This is a genomic window from Shewanella sp. 1180_01 (assembly GCF_052850535.1).
On sequence record NZ_VXCT01000055.1, the window covers coordinates 1 to 17,488 of the forward strand.

General features: G+C 39.8%; 14 protein-coding genes and 3 pseudogenes. 1 reads left to right on the forward strand and 16 read right to left on the reverse strand.

All coding sequences use genetic code 11. The annotated features are described in order from the left end of the window. The 12 genes and pseudogenes from FW758_RS20195 to FW758_RS20250 form a co-directional block, all read right to left on the reverse strand. Positions 1–230: pseudogene (locus FW758_RS20195) on the reverse strand (transposase family protein); the annotation flags it as partial. Positions 231–924: 694 nt separating this feature from the next. Next, positions 925–1,251, reverse strand: a complete 327-nt coding sequence (locus FW758_RS20200) for a hypothetical protein (protein ID WP_446446325.1) — start codon at positions 1,249–1,251, stop codon at positions 925–927. Positions 1,252–1,884: 633 nt separating this feature from the next. Next, entirely contained in the window at positions 1,885–2,619 is a 735-nt protein-coding gene (locus tag FW758_RS20205; RefSeq protein WP_446446326.1) for a hypothetical protein, read from the reverse strand. Next, positions 2,606–3,760 (reverse strand): protein-PII uridylyltransferase, encoded by a 1,155-nt coding sequence (locus tag FW758_RS20210; RefSeq protein WP_446446327.1) that lies wholly within the window; start codon positions 3,758–3,760, stop codon positions 2,606–2,608. The genes FW758_RS20205 and FW758_RS20210 overlap by 14 nt, the downstream gene beginning before the upstream one ends. Beyond that, positions 3,750–6,095 carry a sensor histidine kinase gene (locus tag FW758_RS20215; protein ID WP_446446328.1) on the reverse strand — a complete coding sequence of 782 codons (2,346 nt, stop codon included), beginning with the start codon at positions 6,093–6,095 and terminating at the stop codon, positions 3,750–3,752. Before FW758_RS20215 ends, FW758_RS20210 begins: the two co-directional genes overlap by 11 nt. Beyond that, positions 6,088–7,782: an N-6 DNA methylase gene (locus FW758_RS20220; protein WP_446446343.1), complete on the reverse strand. Its 1,695-nt coding sequence runs from the start codon at positions 7,780–7,782 to the stop codon at positions 6,088–6,090. The genes FW758_RS20215 and FW758_RS20220 overlap by 8 nt, the downstream gene beginning before the upstream one ends. A 259-nt stretch (positions 7,783–8,041) precedes the next feature. Further along, positions 8,042–8,419 (reverse strand): annotated as a pseudogene (locus tag FW758_RS20225) (DUF4113 domain-containing protein); the annotation flags it as partial. A gap of 6 nt (positions 8,420–8,425) precedes the next feature. Beyond that, positions 8,426–9,585 (reverse strand): IS3-like element ISSde6 family transposase gene (locus tag FW758_RS20230; protein ID WP_446446329.1). Its coding sequence is split into 2 segments (ribosomal slippage): positions 8,426–9,336 and positions 9,336–9,585, totalling 1,161 coding nucleotides; the frame shifts between segments, so codons are not numbered across the junction. Positions 9,586–9,651: 66 nt separating this feature from the next. Then, positions 9,652–10,536 (reverse strand): annotated as a pseudogene (locus FW758_RS20235) (Y-family DNA polymerase); the annotation flags it as partial. Further along, positions 10,537–10,944, reverse strand: coding sequence for a LexA family protein (locus FW758_RS20240; RefSeq protein WP_446446330.1), 408 nt, complete (start codon positions 10,942–10,944; stop codon positions 10,537–10,539). Between the two features lie 61 nt (positions 10,945–11,005). Beyond that, positions 11,006–11,236: a hypothetical protein gene (locus tag FW758_RS20245; RefSeq protein WP_261272424.1), complete on the reverse strand. Its 231-nt coding sequence runs from the start codon at positions 11,234–11,236 to the stop codon at positions 11,006–11,008. Between the two features lie 270 nt (positions 11,237–11,506). Continuing rightward, on the reverse strand, positions 11,507–13,537 hold the full coding sequence (locus tag FW758_RS20250) for a UvrD-helicase domain-containing protein (protein ID WP_446446331.1): 2,031 nt from the start codon (positions 13,535–13,537) through the stop codon (positions 11,507–11,509). 390 nt (positions 13,538–13,927) lie between these two features. Between FW758_RS20250 and FW758_RS20255 the strand changes: the two genes are divergently transcribed. Then, a complete protein-coding gene (locus FW758_RS20255) occupies positions 13,928–14,104 on the forward strand; it encodes a hypothetical protein (protein ID WP_173247728.1) in 177 nt (58 codons plus the stop codon). A 28-nt stretch (positions 14,105–14,132) separates the two neighbouring features. On the opposite strand, the gene FW758_RS20260 is transcribed toward FW758_RS20255, so the two are convergent. The 4 genes from FW758_RS20260 to FW758_RS20275 are packed head-to-tail and all read right to left on the reverse strand — an operon-like array spanning position 14,133 to position 17,482. After that, positions 14,133–14,354, reverse strand: coding sequence for a hypothetical protein (locus FW758_RS20260; protein ID WP_311899090.1), 222 nt, complete (start codon positions 14,352–14,354; stop codon positions 14,133–14,135). Continuing rightward, positions 14,351–16,201, reverse strand: a complete 1,851-nt coding sequence (locus FW758_RS20265; RefSeq protein WP_446446332.1) for a hypothetical protein — start codon at positions 16,199–16,201, stop codon at positions 14,351–14,353. The genes FW758_RS20260 and FW758_RS20265 overlap by 4 nt, the downstream gene beginning before the upstream one ends. Before the next feature lie 8 nt (positions 16,202–16,209). Continuing rightward, positions 16,210–16,515 carry a hypothetical protein gene (locus FW758_RS20270; RefSeq protein ID WP_432319797.1) on the reverse strand — a complete coding sequence of 102 codons (306 nt, stop codon included), beginning with the start codon at positions 16,513–16,515 and terminating at the stop codon, positions 16,210–16,212. Continuing rightward, complete coding sequence (locus tag FW758_RS20275; RefSeq protein WP_446446333.1) at positions 16,508–17,482, reverse strand: hypothetical protein; 975 nt, start codon at positions 17,480–17,482, stop codon at positions 16,508–16,510. The genes FW758_RS20270 and FW758_RS20275 overlap by 8 nt, the downstream gene beginning before the upstream one ends. Positions 17,483–17,488: the final 6 nt, after the last annotated feature.

The window sequence follows — 17,488 nt, forward strand, 5'->3', positions numbered from 1 at the left end:
GACTTTAATGATCCGAGCAATGGAATGCCGAGTAGGGATCCCGTTATCAAAATCTGAATGTTTACGTAGCCAAGATAGGTTTTCTTTGCCGAATTCTTCGATAGCTTGCCAGCCATCACACCTGAAGTGATTGCCGCTAAAACAAGAACGATAATATCAGCTAAATCATGGTTTAGGTTGATGTGAGTGCGAGGGTCTTCGATGAGTTTCAAGTGTTCAAACAGTGACATTTGGAATAGGTCGTTAGCATAACATGCTTGCTCTGCTCCTGTTTAAGCCTAAAAGTTTCTGTTAGTTAACAAAGTATGATCCCGCCCTGATAACGTGATGGTAAATTACTTTCCATTAAACCTATTATACTATGATGAAGCCCAGTAGTGAATTCACAAAGAAGCAACTTAAAAATACTCAAGTAGAGTGGAACGATACTTGAGTAACTTATAGAAATATATTAAGTATTGCTAATACTGGGTAATAATCACATATTGCAGAAGTAGTTACTGCACCTGTGGTGATACTACATTAGTTTGGTAGAACATAGCAGTGAGTTGTTTGCTTGAAATCGGAACTATTAACATAAGGTTAATTTAATACTCGACGATTCATCACCATATTTAGCCTTCAGGACCAAATTTATTAAATAAACAGAATCCGACACCATTTTCCCTACCAGATGTGTACACTACCAAAATATTATTATCTGTCGTCCATGATGCTAAAACAACTGATATTATTGCTGCATACTCCTGTTTAATTAATACTCACCTATAAGTGGTGTCTTTATCATTATCGGATACACCACTACCCATTATCATCAGTATTCCACTAGCATCTGCAGTAAGATTGATAATTTTTCCACTTGATAATCCAGTCCTGCATTTACAACTAATGGGAACATAAATAGTATCCCACAATTTGTTATAACTATTTATCTGAAACAACATATTGAATTTTACAAGAACCACTCTCAGTCGTTCTTATAGCTATAGGGTGCCCAGTTGAATGGGCCATTAGAATTAGAGAATAAGTAGCATTATAATTTTTTTGCTCTACAGCCATAGAGAGGTATCCACTAGTACCTGCATCGCAAGAAAGTTTAGATTCATCTCCAGAGGTACTAATAATAGTATCACCACTAGGGCTAATGTACATTCGCGTAATCTTCACATTTGAACATTGGTGGCCAGCACATTCAGCAAACAATCCAGTTGAAAATATGGATAATAATATTAAAAATACGATCTTTTTCATTTTTAGTCCTCAGTTATAACGTCTTATTAGTGCGCATATGTGTTTGCCTCATTAGAGCAGTAAAATACGCCCCCTTAACTACCTGTATTAACTATAATTTATCAGATTCCTACAAAATACACTATCAAGAAAAAAACGCATGCTCGTTTTCCAAACTTTAGTGGCTAAGTAAAATTGACCAGCTTGATAGAAGTGATGCTAATTAGACATCACATTTCTGATTTGTAAAAAACTGCACTTTAATAACTGTTAAAGTGCAGTTTTCGTGAGTTATAGCGCTTAATCTATGTGCTTTGCACATTATCATGACAAACTTGTCTCAAACTCAGTTTATGTAACAGAATGTGCATAAATAGTCACATATATATCAGTCTTTAATGTTTCACTCATAGTCAGCTAAGACATAATTCTGACTGAGCTTAGAACAAAGTGTCACTTAAAAACTCTGAGTCCGTAGGATTCCTAAATTGCTATGAGTAGACTCATACACTTCTAATTAGATGCTTAAGCTACTGTACCACTACAATCATCAAGTAATCCTCAATAAAGTTTCCTTAATAAAATAACTGGGACAGATGTCTACCGTCCCTGAGTAAAAGAGCTAAATTAATGAACTCGCAAGTTTTCATGCAATTATAATAAATGTGGATTAAGTGCCCTCGTTGCTAATAAGTTACTTTGAGCGTTCCTTCCATCAGAGTTGTCGAGAGTAAGCCAATAGCTACCTAGTTGTTCATAATATGGCTTCCACCAACTCAACTGGGACTTCTTCACAGCCATTCTATATTGGGTACTCGCTCTTAATTTATTCCACTCTCCAACTTTCAAAAAATTAGACAAAATAAGATCTATAGCCAAAAAAGCGTCTAACGGATGATGCATCAGCCTAGGACTCTTTAAAATAACCATATCACCATAGGAATCAAGCTCTTTTACTTTGTGACCACCGTGATGAACGTGATAATGAGGATGAATATATCTATATTCCTCTTCTTTTCCTGTACCATCCATATCTACATGATAATCAAAATGCCATGCTCCTTTACATAATCGGCTATCATTTACATGTAAGGTCTCATACTCCAAATTAATAATTATCTTATCAACATCATAGAAACAGAACTTATCTTTAACTAATATATCAATCGTGATAATAACATCGAGAACAGAATCCCACTCTCTACCACGAATATAATCGCCCTCCACAGATTCAAGCTCTAACCCTTTAATGTAACAGCGTTTGCCACCATTTCTTTTTAATGCACTACAGGCATCAATGATAGGAGTAGCTGATTTTATGACCTTTTTTGATTGCAATAATTCCCCTAATTGCATCAAATCGTCCGATAATTGCTCAGTCGTTAACATCAGGTTTGAGCCTCTCCAGTAAGTGCTTTACCTTTTTCTTATCATCAGCATGTATTACATACTTACTACTTTCACCATTTAGAAATGCAAGTAAATCAAGATACTTAGGTTGCTCCCAAATTTTTGCATCAGGATCTCTTACTCTTAAGGCATCGTATGGATCTAATGGCAATCCAGATGCTACGCAATTAACCCAAAGATACATACTTTGATCCCCATTAGGGTATCTAGTTCTAATGGCATTTAAATTCGAAATGTTAAAGTGTCGAGATAAAATCGAAACTCGCTCTTCACAGGTTAAAGACTGCAATACATTTTCTTCGTGAAAACTAAACCACCAATTTTCAATACCTGCAAACCACCAACGTTCTTTTAAACTTTTAAACGGCCCTGAGTACATATAGGGTTTAAACTCGTTCTTAAGAACTTGCCACCCCTCAGAATCATCACTAATACCTAGTTTTGTTTTGAGCATATTCTCTGTTACAAGCATTCCTGCAGACTGAATTAATGTTGAGTATACAGCCCCTACAAGCGCATGGGGATCACTTGGTTTTGAAGATAAAAAATCAACAAATCTAGAATCAACAAATTTAAAAATATCTGGGTTACAGCCTAATAACCTCTGTATTTCATCTTTATCTAAATCGATCCCTAGTGGCTTACGAAACTCTCTAGCCAAATTGTAAGCTTCAACTAATGCAATAAGCATTTTTGAAACTCTTGACTTTATTTCAGGTACTGCAATCTCCATTTTTTTAATCACAAAATCAAATAAGTTTTTAGATGAGTCATCAGGCAAAAATGACTCAACAATTACTTCTTCATTCGAAAGCAAAATTATTGGGATAGAATCAAGGTTAGGAATTGCCATTTCTGTTCGTAATTGTTGTGCTAAAGCCGTTCCAAAATAGTCAGCTTTGTGCCCTTCATCACTTGCAGCTTTTAAGTCTTGGTCAATAATCAATCCCTGATATTTCCCTTTATTAGCTTGAATATAACTAACCAACGCTTTCATGGATTCCATAACTTGCGTATGTTGTATTTTTATCTCATTTCCTGACTCGATTTCCATGCTTTCTATTAGCAGTTGTAGAGTCTCTTTTTTTTCGTCATCTATATAAAGGTAATTAATAGGCATCTTCTGGCAACTCTGACTCGTCGGCTATTGGTAAAGTAATTTTTAAACACGTACTATATCCTTCTGAAGGCTCCGATACTGCAATTTCACCTTTCATTTCAGTAATAATCTCTTCAGTAATAGATAACCCTAATCCCATACCCCTTTTATAGTTATCCTCTGACTGAAATGCTTTGGCTGGCATAGAAGTAGTATAAAGAGGTGTGAAAACTTCTGCCCATTTATTAGCAGGAATACCATCACCGTTATCCTCAAAGCGAATCGTCATATGATTTGCACCTTTTGATATACTAATTAATAACTTTCCATTTTTTTCACCAAATCTATCAATAGCTTTACATGCGTTTGTAAACAAATTTATAAATATCGACATGATTTCTGAAATATGAACTTTTTTCGTCCAGATACCCCAAGAATCAAAATGGGTTTTAAACTCATAGCCTCTACGTTTAGTTGTTGGCTCCATTGCTGCAACAAACTTCTTAACTAAGGTTCTAATATCATAATAATTTTTTTCTCGATTCGAATTACTTCTCATCGAACTATCAAAAAAATCAGTGTATGCATTCAACATGCTCAAATTTTCTTCAAGTTGATCGCTGATTTTACTCACTTGTGGATCTAAACCAGACATAGTCTTTAATACTTGGCTATTTAGATTCAAATTTGTTAGGCACATTTGTATTTCATGTGTAAATTCAGATATAGCTAGACCTGTTGAAGACAAAACCCTATACATTAACTGCTCGTCAATATATTCGTCTAAAGTTTCCTTGACTTTCTCAAGGTCATCAATGAAATCTACGGCATTAAAACCATAATATCCAGAGCCAGAAGACTCATCATTAGAAGTATCTGAAGTGGAGTAGTCAGAAGTAGAACTTACGGACTCTTCAGTTACTCTTTTAGCTTCTAATTTCCTCTTCATGTCTTCTATTTGTTCTTTAAGCTTGTCTTCTCTTTTTTGACGATCACTTTTAAAACCTGGTTGAGATGAAGTTACCTTTTTATTTCTGATTGATGCAACATGAGATGCTATTTTTATTGCTACTTTATATGTAGTATCAGTCAGTACCGAAAAAGCATCATTTTCTATTAGACCTTCCCTAGAAGAAGTTTCCTCAAATAATGTACCAATCGGATCTGTAACGGAAACTTTACCAATAAAGTTCGTGTTTGAATGGGGAGGAAGAATTACACGTTTCTGATATGAATCATCCAAACCTAACCAATCGTTGCTACGAGTTCCATATGGCGCAACATTAAATCCGTTTCTAAATAACTTGATGCCACCATTGTTCTGTAAATACTGACGCAACTGTCTAGTATCGGATGAACCTTTTTCTCTTGAATAATATAAAAGCTCAAAGACATAATCACTTTTTATTAAAAGTTCGCTAAATCCATCAATTGATTCAATCGTTTCAGTAAACCGCTCATCTGAATAACCTTCAATTTGAATTACTAGCTTCCCACTGCTATCCATTTTAGCAATAGCCTTTAAGTCTGCATTGTCATGGAATTCGGTATCTTCATTTATCTCAAATAAAACTTGATGATTATTTTCAGAATCAAAGTATTTAAATTCAACGCTAAATCCAGAGTTACTATTGTTCTTATTTGATATATTAAGTATGCTAGAAATATAATTATAGGTAGTTTTTATATTACTATCAGACCAAGCCTCTCTTACATCAGAAATTTCTAATACCGTTCCCTCAGAAAAAGAATAGTCGGATTCGTATGAGACCCTATTGGAGATAGAGTTTAAGTAAGCACCTGATTCAAAAGCATTCCAATCAACACTCAAACAAAGATACCGATCCGCATCTTCTTTTTTAGTAATCAGTTTTAATTTCTTACCAATTTTTTGAGCTGAAAAACGACCAATTCCTTTTTTACCCGCTCGCGTCCTTAAATATCTCTTTGATGTGGGATTTTGAATCTTGTCAGAAGTACTGATTGTCATAAACCCATTAACTAACTCATCAAAATCCATCCCTAGTCCGTTATCAGTTATTCTTATCATTCCATCTGGATATACTGTATCTATAAATTCAACTGAAACTGTCCTTGCATCAGCATCATATGCATTTTTTATTAATTCACTTAACGCTGTAGTTTTTTTAGCTACTAATTGTTCACCTAACCTTTCCACTATTTTTGCATCTACAGAAAAGCGAACATTTTCTTTATCATATTTTGAGATCGCAGACGAAAGCTCTAATAATCTGCCATAATCAATTTTATCTTTCAGTGAAACACCCTCTGTTTCACTGGCTGATTCTGATATTAACTGAAGTAATTCTTTTTTTAACTCTTCTTCATTACTCATTGAATTCCCTAACTCCTTTATAACGTTCACGGCGAAGAGTACCAACTGCAGAAGCTAGATGCTGACATTGTTCTATTGTTATCAGCCCATGTTTGATGAGAATAGCATCTACTAAGCTAGCGACTCTATTTGTGTTTCCTTTTTGAAGTTCCCTTTCAATTTCAGGTTTTAGTGATACTAAATCTTCAACACAATCAGGTTTAAAAAGAACTTTTATGTTTTTACCTGCTGTTGGTTCAATTTTTAGCACGCCAGAACTATATGCTCTACCTTCTATCTCCGCAGAAAACTGTGAATATGTAGATAGTAAAGTTGTTGCAAAAGCTTGTTTAACTCTTGATGAAGTTTTTTCTCGAAAAAGTACTTTATGAATAGAGTTTGTGCAATTCAGTTTAGCCAGATTAACAACCATTCTAGGTCCTAGATGGATCATGTAAGATAAAAAACAATCTGCAACAATGCCATCGATACCGTATCCAGGAGCAAACCAATGAGGGCGCTTAGCAAACGTTTTATTCGCCTCTCTTTCTTGCAGTGTTATTTGGTTTAAATAGCTTGATACTGTATTATCTGGGTCCTGCATATGATCTTCAGTAGGGCACACTAGATAAGCCCTATACCCGTCACGCTGAAGCTTCTTATGCTTCCTCATATCATGAGTGATCCCTGAAAACAAAGAGAACTTTCCTATCGCAGGTTGTAGTACATTTTCAGGTAAGCCAAACTTCTCAACTGTTTTCTTGTCAAGAATAAAATACTTATTTGCACCAGTTACCATGCCAATCTTAATATCGGCGAAATGACCCAGTGGTTTAGCAGCCTCAGAGTCTGTTAATTCAAAGTATGCCTCTTTCGCCTCTTTACTTATTAAGTCTAATTTATAACCATTTACACCGAATTCTGTTGCTTGTAATTCACTTTCTATTGCAAGCTTGAGCTCAACGACGTTGTCTACCGAAGCGACTGAAAAAAGAGTATCTTCTATTGGTTCTGCACTAAAACCTTCAGCGATTAAAATAACAGACGTCTCTTTTGCACCTTCTTCTTTAAAAAATCGCTCTGCAAGCTTTAGAACCTTTGTATTTTGAAAATGACGGCAATGAATTTCCAATAATTTTTTGGCGTAGTCAGCATGTAATAGGCTACTTGGCAGAACCCAAGCAACTCGACCACCCTGTTTAATAAAGCTTAAAGAGTGGAGAAGGAAAAAAGCCCATAGACTTGCGTTGCTCCCTATAGTAGGACCAGAGAAGGGAGAATCACGTAAAACCAATTCACATGTATCTCTCTGTTTCTTTGTCATATTATGCATAGAGACGTATGGCGGGTTACCCAGTACTACATCAAACTGGCTAACTAAAAAGTCACTTGATTGAACAGCAATAAAGTCCTTCTGAATGAATCGTTTAGACGTATCTATCATGTGTCCAAACTTTTCACTTAGAATGCTAAATGCGTGTTTGTCGATATCTACTCCATGCAATTGCTTTTCCGGTGAATTGCAACCAAGGCGTCTTAACGTTTTGATGCTGCTGTCAAAAAAACCACAACCACCAAAACTTGGTTCTAAAATTTCTTCATCGGAATGCATAATAGCCCAGTCTGTTAAAACTTGGCTTAATTCAGGTGGTGTGTAATAAGCACCCAACTCTCTTTTTTTACTTAAAGAATGTGGGTTTAGCATCAGTTCATGTACTCGTTCATTTAAGGAGTCTACTTATGAGATTTCTTGGATAAGATATTAACCTAATGGTGCACCAAATGAATAGATTTATCTTGCTTTCATCGAGAACACAACAATAGTAACCAATTTAAAATCAAATAGATACAGTAAGCGCTATTCATGGTTGCTGATAAACACCACTTGAAAACTAATATTGATTTACAAACTTTCAATCAGATGTACTTTTGATACGACCACTATACCCATCTTGGGAATAACCTCGTTAGCATTTGATGCGCGGTACACTTCGCCACTTAGTCGTGTATTGGGGCGTCAACAAATCCCTCCGCATTGCCCATTTATGCTCTATGCCTTGAGCAGCGATAAACAGGGTATCACTACCATAGCGTTGGTTAATGTGATCGAGTGTAAGCATTAGTGCTGGCTTTGCGGTGGGAGGATTGAACAAGTCTAATTGGCTATGTTTCTCGCTCGTTAAGTCAATCAAACCTACGCCTATCTTGTAATAGCGTACACCTTCACGAAATAGCTTAGGTGCGGCTTCACATATGGCCTTAGTCAGCTCGACCGTACAGTTAGTTGGACAAGGAAAGTGCACCACTGTTTTATAGTTTACAGGGCGCTCATCATGGGGAGAGTGTACTGGTCAACCCAAATTGGACACTTTTAGTTGAGAATTTTCAAATTCTACAGGTGACAGATCACCATTAGCAGAATGAAGTCGCTCCAAGTTGTAATATTTCATGTAAGCAGTCACATCTTGCTTCATAAACTCCCTTGTTGGTTGAGCAACTTTAAAAATCCAATCGTGTTTCAAACTACCAAAGAAACGTTCAACGACGGCATTATCCCAACACGCACCCACATCCCCCATACTGGCTCGGATACCATAGCTCGATAGCAGCTTACCGAATTGCTTGCTGGTATACTGTGAGCCTCGGTCACTGTGAAATACCAGCCCTCTGGCCGGTTGACGCAGGTTGTAGGCTTTCATTAATGCCTTAGATATCAAATCCGTGGTCATACGCTTGTCTATGTGCCATCCAACAATCCGGCGTGAATATAAATCCATTACCACTGCCAAGTACATCCAGCCTTCACCTGTCTTTAAATAGGTCACGTCACCTGCCCAAACCTGATTTGCGGATACTGGGTTAAAGTTCATGTTTAACAGATTATCAGCCACTGCATCAGAGTGTTTTCGCTGTGTCGTCACCTTGTAAGCTCGTCGCTGGGTAGCTTTGAGTCGAAGGCGGTGCATAATTTTACGAACGAGATAGCGACCAACCTGGTAGCCTTCCTTGCGCAATTTCTTCACCATTTCACGATTCCCTAAGCTGCCTCGACTTTGCTTAAATAGCTGTCGAACAAGGCGATAAAGCTTCAATGTTTCAAGGCTTATCACATTTGTAGGGCGTTTATGCCAATCGTAATAGCCTGACTTACTGACACTCATTACTCGACATAACAGCGCTATAGGGAACAGGTTTGATTGCTGTTTGATGAAGCGAAATTTTACTTCATTTCTCTCGCAAAGAAGGCACTTGCCTTTTTTAAAATTTCTTTCTCCATGCGTAATTCTTTGTTTTCTCTACGCAATCTTTTTAACTCATCACGTTCCGATTCTTCTAAGGCGATACCTTGTTGTAGGGCTTGGTGTTTTTCCTTCCAGTTGTAAAGCAGACTAGTGCTAACCCCAAGAGACTTTGCTGCATCAGCAACACTATAACCTTGCTCTAGCACCATCAAGACGGCTTCATCTTTATATGCTTGAGGATAACTCTTATGTGATTTTTTTAGACTCATATAGACCTCTTAATTTATTGACCATACTGTCTCAAAATTAAGTGTCCGATGGAATTAGACCAGAACAGAGTTAGTGGCAAATAACAGCATAGTCTTGCAGACTGAGCCTTGCTTACGCGCTTTAGCTGCCGCAATACCAACATGCTTACTCAATGCTTGCAGTAATGACTCAAAATCTGTGATTCGCTCACCCATGCTTCTTGTCGAGAAAATCTGCTTCTTATCAGCCCTCGCTTCATCCCACACCTTGCATACTTGGCCGTTAAGCTCGCGTACTGTGCGCTCGACTTCAATGCTGAACTGTTTACGGGCTAATCCTGCTGGCATGTTAGCGAGGTCAAACGCAGTACGGATATTCATCAGTTCGAGCTTCGTACTAAGCCTGCGTCCAATCCCCCAAACATCACCCACTGCAAGCTGTTTTAAAATAGCGATTCGGTCTTGGTCATTGTCGATAACACAGACACCTTTATAGCCCTCTATCTTCTTAGCAGCATGGTTAGCTAGTTTCGCCAGCGTCAGGGTTTCCGCAATCCCCACACAAACAGGTAAACGGGCTTCTTTCCATACAGCTCGCCTTATCAATTGCCCTTGGGTATGCAGGCACTTTATCGCAGGAAAGCAGTTCTTAAAGGACAGGAAGGTTTCATCGATACTGTAGACATGCTGCTCAGGTGCAAAGCGGCCAATGATGTCCATCATCTTGCTAGACAAATCAGCATACAGTTCATAGTTAGACGAACAGGTAATAACACCACGCTCTGCACAGAGTGATTTGACTTGAAAGTAAGGCACAAACTTCTGAATACCCGCTTCTTTGGCCTGTCTATTGGCAGCAACAATCATCCCATCGTTATTACTGAGTACAACAACAGGCTTACCACGCCAATCAGGCCGGAACACCTGTTCCGCGCTACAGTAGAAGCTGTTGGCATCGACTAGCGCAAACATCTACTTTTCACTCAATAAGGGACTTTTACGGTGGCAACGGATAGAACGAGTAATAACCCCTTCAATACTAAATTCATCGTATTCGTGAATGATGACAGGCTGGTGTTGTGGATTGGAGGAAAGCAGTAAACGGCGGGGTATATCAATGATTTTGCAAATAAACTCCCTATTTAAACTGGCAACAATCACATCGCCATTACGCGCTGTTTCATGGCGGTCAATAATGAGTATATCTCCATCAAATATACCTTTACCTTGCATCGAATCCCCTTCTGCAAAGGCGAGAAAAGTCGAGCTTGGATGGTTAATCAATAACTCATCCAAACTTAGACCTAGTTGAGTGTATTCAGCAGCAGGTGACTCAAAACCAGTAATACCTGCACGGGCAGGAATAGGGATAACACGCATAGCAATAAACCACTGTGATTACATACAGTGATTATAGTCGTAGAATAGCAGCTAGCAAGAATTATTCAGCGACCTCAATGTAACACCATTGGTTCTTCTCTTTATCAAAGGTCACGTTAATGTTCATTGGGTCGGTATAGCCTTGTTCAGCTCGGAGGGATGCAATCTCGCTTATCTCTGCTAAGTCATCAATACACTGTGGCTGCATTAACGTGTATACAAACATGGCTATAAAACCGAACAAGGTTAACAGGATTGAAGTGACTAGAACCCGTATAGGTCGGAAAATCATGAATTAGCCATCCTTAGCCAGAGAATTGAAATACCTTTATTAATATGACAATAGTATAGTTTTATCTGAGTTCAAGTAGGACAGGTATTGAGTGGAACCCCTGTTGATATATCCTTAACAATAATTGAATGCACAGGTAGGTTAGCTACAGCACAAGGATCTCCCATGTAAGGCAATCATCCGCCAATATCAACCTAGTCCGATATTATCTGGCTAGAGTGAGTTCAGCGTCTGTATTGCCTTCCCATGACATTCTTTCTCTGTATTTTGTTAGTCTACGAATTCTAGCAGTTCTTCCGGTAGGTCAAGAAATATGCTCTTACCTGCTCGCTTTCCCTGTTTATTATCTAGTCCGTAGACTGACGAACCACTGTTACAGGCCAGAATGGTAAGCGATTCCTTCGCGCGAGTCAGAGCGACATAGGCATTGCATAGCTCTTCCTTATAGCTAGATAACTTGCTTTTGCTGAACTGCGGATCAAGCACATAGCAATGCTCAGCTTCCAGCCCTTTCCCCTTATGGTATGTATACACTTGAATCGCCTTTTTCTTTCCATGCAAAATTCTAGCTTCATCTAGTGCCTCCTCTACGCGCTTGCACTGATTCTTGTAGCGGCACAGGATCAAATGGCTTGTAGTGGTATGACTTTCCTGAAGGTCATTAATAAGCCAACTAACGGCCTCTTTAAGATAATCACAACTTTTAATCCTAGGTCTGCAAGCAGTCTCTGAATCCTTAACTGGAAACGAAATACTGTAGTTACGGTTGATCTTTTCCCGAATAACGTTAGCCAACTCAACCAACGGCTCCGTTGAACGATGGTTATCAGTCAACTTAAAGCATTTGCTATTAGCAAATAGTCCTGAAAATTTATCGAGGTATCCGCTTTTAGCGCCACGGAAACCATACATTGACTGAGCAGGATCACCCACACAGAAGAAGTTGATCCCTTTGCGATATAACCCTTTAATGATGTTCCATTGGACAATGTTAGTATCTTGGATTTCATCAATAATCAGGTGCTTGGTTTTCTTTAAAATGCTGCTACAAAATTCCTCTTCTGCAATACGTGTCCTTAGCATTGACAGCATGTCATTGAAGTCGCGGAACTTACCCTTTTTATGTACTATGTAAGCCTTATGAAGCGCCAAAATATCATTTTGATAGCAAACTAAATCTGGTGCCACCTTCTTAATACAGTTATTCAGAATTGGGGTGTCGTAGTTCGCCATATAGCTAAATACATCAAAGCAGCGACGAGCAATATCATCCAACGCAAAGGCTTTGGCCATCTTACAGTCTTTATCAATGACCGATTGCAATTCATCTAGCGCAGCATCCCTATTAAGAACATCAAGCTTTTGAGTTGCATCAAGTAGCTGATTACACCAACCACTAAAAGTGCCAACAAACATCCTAGTATCGTAGAGCCCTTTTTCCTTCAGCCGCCGTTTAAATTCAGCCGCAGCCTCATTAGTAAAGGCAAGCACACTGATTTGACTCGCCTCTACGCCTTGTGACAACAGGTAACGAACTCGCTTAACGATCAGTCGGGTTTTACCAGAGCCCGGACAACCTTCTATGTAAATAGCTCGCTTTTTGGAGCGAACTATTTTGTTAACAGGATCGCCTTCATTACGGCTAGCTTTAATCATAGGCTTAATGATCTTGCGGACAGTGGATGCAAGAGCTTGGTCGTTAACTGATGGGTACTCATCTAGCCCTTTCTCAGGCTCGCGAATAGCACCTAGCAACAGACTAAGGCGACGTTTGATTGCGCTATCAAGCAGCTTGGTATCGAAGGATAAATATAGATATTTTCCATTGGTTCTCAGGAACAATTGGTCACAGATATCAGATAGAGGGTTGAGCGATTTGTCATTAATAAGCCGTTTAAGCTCAGTATCAGACAACTCCTGCAAATAACATGGCTTAAGTAACTTAATATCTCTTAGCCCAGACTTAACAGAGCACATGTCAGTAAGCTTCTTGAACTTCTTGTAGAATCGACGTTTAGACTCCAATCGATAACTACAGACCTGCTCGGTAAATAGCTGCCTAATTCCAGATAACGCCTTAGCAACGGGTTCAAGTGTAGATCCCCAACCTTTTAACGCACGTTCAAAAAACTTCTTAGTCTCTTTAAGTGTCTTATCATAGCCATAAGAATGATCGCTAGAAAGCTTTCCAGCATAAGTAGACTCGGCGGCGAGTTCAGGTTCTTCTGGGTAACAATAACCATTTTTAACTTTGTTGTTGTCTGTTAGTAGGAAAGCAAACAACTGAGATACGCCATACATGACAGTGCCTGTGTGCAACTCTAGTAGCTTGGCGTTACTGATAAGCTGCTCATAACGGCGCGTGTAGCGCGGCGCGAATTATGATCACACATCGCGCCAAACTTGATCACACTAGTTTACCGATTTCAGTAGGCATTTGCCTACTATGTTTAAATGCTTGTCAGTGGTCATGTAAACCTCGTTTAAACACCCTTTATACATCCCCATCCCATACCACAATTTCACTATCCCGCACGGTTTTTCAACTCGTAGTTCGAAAGAAAAGCTGTGTGCATTTCTGTGGTTTAATTTTCTCAAACAATTTACTGGCTCAGGCGGGCATAAATTTGCGTGATTTTGAATCTGTTTTATTGTTTGTAAAAACTAGCATACTTATAAGAAGGAGATTTTATGCACACTGCTACCGCAGATTCGTTTCAAAGCTTAGAAAACAAAGTGAATTTGCTCATAGACTGCTTAGAGGGGAAACGTGTTGAGTTAGGTAAATCTAGCCATTTAGCTTGGTATGAACACCTAAATGGGATCTTAGTAGATGTTCAGCTATTGAAGTCTCATTATAACAGTTAACAACTAAGCCCCTCGATGAGGGGCTTTTTTATATCTCTAATTCAACATACGTCAGGTCGGCGGCTTGGCCTTGGATCTGACCATCAACGATATACACTTTCCCACTGGTGACTGAGTCACCCAAAACGGTCTGATAACTGCCATCGGCGTGCTGTACTGTCGTGGTGCCATTCGTCACGTTAATCACAGTGGCAACACTTCGCTGGGGCCTAGGGTTTAAGTTCGCTAAGCGTTGATAGATGTTGCTCATGCTGCCACCTCATTTCGCAACAGCGTCACGGTCTGATTCACAGTAACCATCCCCGTTGACTCATTAACGCTGCCGCTTATGCTGAAGCTTTCACACACTGACTTAAACACCTCGGCACCTTTGCGAACTCCAATTAACATGCCTGGGCGCATGGGTGGCAAATCCGCCATGACCTTAGCGCGAATACTGTTTTGCACCTTATTACCTGCGTTGGCTAACTCGGCCGTTGCACGCATTCTCGCGGCTTGATTATCAGTGATTAACTTATCCACTATATCAGCAGCAAAGTTGTCTCCAGCGGTCCCGAAACGTTTCACTTTCGCCGCCACGCCTTGTTGTTCACCACGTACAAACACCGCATTAGCATCGGGACGAATATCGAGACGCTCGTTAAATTCGAGGATCACTCCATCGTGCAAAATCACATCGGGAATAGCGCTTGCGGTATTCCAAGGCACGACTGGCCACTGCGGGATCACCGTTATAGTCTGAGTTTCATCGTTCACATCGAGCATGGCCCCAATGCTGTTGGCCATCATGTTAATCGCTTCGGCGGGTGTTTTAGCGGCATAGCTAAAGGCGTTTGCGGGCACAGAATAATCGGTAATTTGGCTGGCGACAGTCCACCCAGTATTGGCCACAATATCAGCCATCAAACCAATAAAGCTGCGGGCTACCACGTTCACATAGTTGATGGCCTTTCGGTTCGGGCTGGCGAGTGTGGCTAAGCGGCCTCGACCTGTCGCGCTATAACTGGTTTTGCCGAAGGCTTTAGATTCGCTAGGAGACTCACAAAGCAGGTAAAAGTCATAGCCGTTAATGCTTATTTTCAGTAATTCATTTGCGGCACGCTCAGCATCAATGCGGGATGAAAACGCTAAGCTTCCGCTACTGGCCCATTGCGAACGGGACTGGGAAATGGATACTGATTTGAGCACCACAGCTACGCCGTCACTCACACGAACACAACTGATTTGAGGCTGCATGAGGTAACTCCTTCTGATTTGCGGTTCGATGGGGATCTTAAAATCAATGGTAGGTAACGGTGGGTTAGCATCAATGAGGCCGCCGCCATCGTCCCAGTAGCAATAGTTCGGTGAGGCCGTGAACCGTAAAACAATTAGGTTTGGTTGTGTAGATAATGGCTCATTGAATCGAAGCGTGACCTTGCCAACGGGAGGGCGGTACTTGGTAGAGCAAACCCAGCGTGGTTCGTGAAAACCCCATTTAATCGACTTTTCATCATCGACGACAATGCCACGGTACTGAATAATCAACGGGCTTTCTTGGTCCTGACCGTTTATCCATGCGACTGCAGTGTGCAACTGGTGCGCGGCAATATCCAGCCAGTTAATTGAGGATTGTATTTGATGCTCATCGGGCACAACCCAGTTAACGCTTAATGTGATTTGGTGATCAATTGGCAGCGACCAATTAACGCTAGTGTCGGAACGAACTGACTCATAAACCCGCCAAGATATTGATTTTGTAATACCAATTGAATTGGCATATACCCACGCCGCATCTACAAATATTTCATTAGAATGATTATCTAACCAATGTAGGTCAGTATAAAAACTAACATCGTTAGCCGCCTCAGTGATTGCAATTTCATTTTGTAATTCAGTCGGTTTAAGCCAAACAATACCGCATTCAATACCAATCGTATTATCAACGGGTATAGGCGGGTCTATATCACCCTCAAACCGCAATATCAAAGGGGATGCAGCATTAAGCCACAACTCATCAAATCTTAGGGTGACACCCGCAAATACTGACTCATCAATGAAACGTAGTTCAATGGGTGAAACTGCGTTCGGCCACGGTTTGTTAAAACGCAATTCCATAGCCATTCCTATTGATTCATGTTGACATCATTCAAGTCAACTAGCTCACAACGCACACCATCTGCAAACTTTGCATTGTAAACTCTATCGACATCAAATATTCCCACAACTAATTCATCAGAGGATGCGTAATCAACAGGTAATATGAATTTGCAAATACCTGTTGATGGACGAGTAGAACCGCCTAGTAAATCAAAATTATTACGGTCTAAGACGGCACAATATTCAGACAGCGGGTCTGTATCAATCTGCAATAATGCAACATAGAGCGGTTCCACAGATACATGATTGACACCATATATTTTATCACTCATACCAATTGCCTACCTTGATCCAATTTATACTACTGCCGTAGCCTCTGATCAGCAAAAATTCAACACCAGATATAGTGAGTAAGAACGGGTATAGTTGATCGCTATAAGCACTAACGTTTGAACGATACAGACCTGTTACAAAGCCACGGAACAAATTGCGAGTTTCACTGATTGTGAGTTTTTTACCATAAAAATCGGTCTCATCTGCTGGGTTAACAATACCAACTTGATGAAACTGTTTAGATACAACAGGTGTACCTGTTGTGAACGGTATGGGCGAATTAATCAAACATGCCAATTTATATGGTGTAGTTGGAAATTTAAGGTTGCCATTTGCGTCATACATTTTGAAAGGTTGAGCACTTGCAATCTCAGTTAAACTAAGGTTGTAACTGAAATACGTTGTCCAGTTGGGTTCCGATGTATTGTTGGTGTGAGCAATCTGCAAGTTTTGAATCATTACAAACTGACCGGTATCGTTTGGTAATGTGGTTTCTAAATCACCAACAAACCATGCTGGTTCCTCATAACTGCTGATATCACATGTCGGTACTACATTGTTAGATAATATCACCCAGAAAGCTCGGTCACAGCCTACAATTATCCAATTTAATGTTTCGGCTCGACAGGAAAATGCTTGTTGATTTCCCGGTTGCACAAACCCATCAAGCGCAGTCATTCCTTTACCAACTTTATGGTACATTTTCATATTGTTAGTATCTGAACCGTTGCTCGACCACACTTGGTAGTAACCACCAGAACCACCATTATCGGTAGCATTCCTAAATGCAATTTTGCGGGCCCCAACATTCTCAAAGGCAACTGTCCACCCTAACGGGTCTTTGGTGCCATAACCCTCGACGAGCACTTTTTTTAGTACGTTTATAATCTCAGTTGGCTTACCATTTACACTTAACTGTGGGGCCCCCACATCATCCCAACGATAAATAGAAACTGGTGATGGCATATTTAT

Coding starts and splice junctions, on each gene's coding strand:
- FW758_RS20205 (WP_446446326.1), bottom strand. CDS start 2,619: ATGTTAACGACTGAGCAATTATCGGACGATTTGATGCAATTAGGGGAA.
- FW758_RS20245 (WP_261272424.1), bottom strand. CDS start 11,236: ATGATTTTCCGACCTATACGGGTTCTAGTCACTTCAATCCTGTTAACC.
- FW758_RS20250 (WP_446446331.1), bottom strand. CDS start 13,537: ATGTATGGCGTATCTCAGTTGTTTGCTTTCCTACTAACAGACAACAAC.
- FW758_RS20240 (WP_446446330.1), bottom strand. CDS start 10,944: ATGCGTGTTATCCCTATTCCTGCCCGTGCAGGTATTACTGGTTTTGAG.
- FW758_RS20215 (WP_446446328.1), bottom strand. CDS start 6,095: ATGAGTAATGAAGAAGAGTTAAAAAAAGAATTACTTCAGTTAATATCA.
- FW758_RS20275 (WP_446446333.1), bottom strand. CDS start 17,482: ATGCCATCACCAGTTTCTATTTATCGTTGGGATGATGTGGGGGCCCCA.
- FW758_RS20270 (WP_432319797.1), bottom strand. CDS start 16,515: ATGAGTGATAAAATATATGGTGTCAATCATGTATCTGTGGAACCGCTC.
- FW758_RS20210 (WP_446446327.1), bottom strand. CDS start 3,760: ATGCCTATTAATTACCTTTATATAGATGACGAAAAAAAAGAGACTCTA.
- FW758_RS20200 (WP_446446325.1), bottom strand. CDS start 1,251: ATGAAAAAGATCGTATTTTTAATATTATTATCCATATTTTCAACTGGA.
- FW758_RS20260 (WP_311899090.1), bottom strand. CDS start 14,354: ATGAGCAACATCTATCAACGCTTAGCGAACTTAAACCCTAGGCCCCAG.
- FW758_RS20265 (WP_446446332.1), bottom strand. CDS start 16,201: ATGGAATTGCGTTTTAACAAACCGTGGCCGAACGCAGTTTCACCCATT.
- FW758_RS20255 (WP_173247728.1), top strand. CDS start 13,928: ATGCACACTGCTACCGCAGATTCGTTTCAAAGCTTAGAAAACAAAGTG.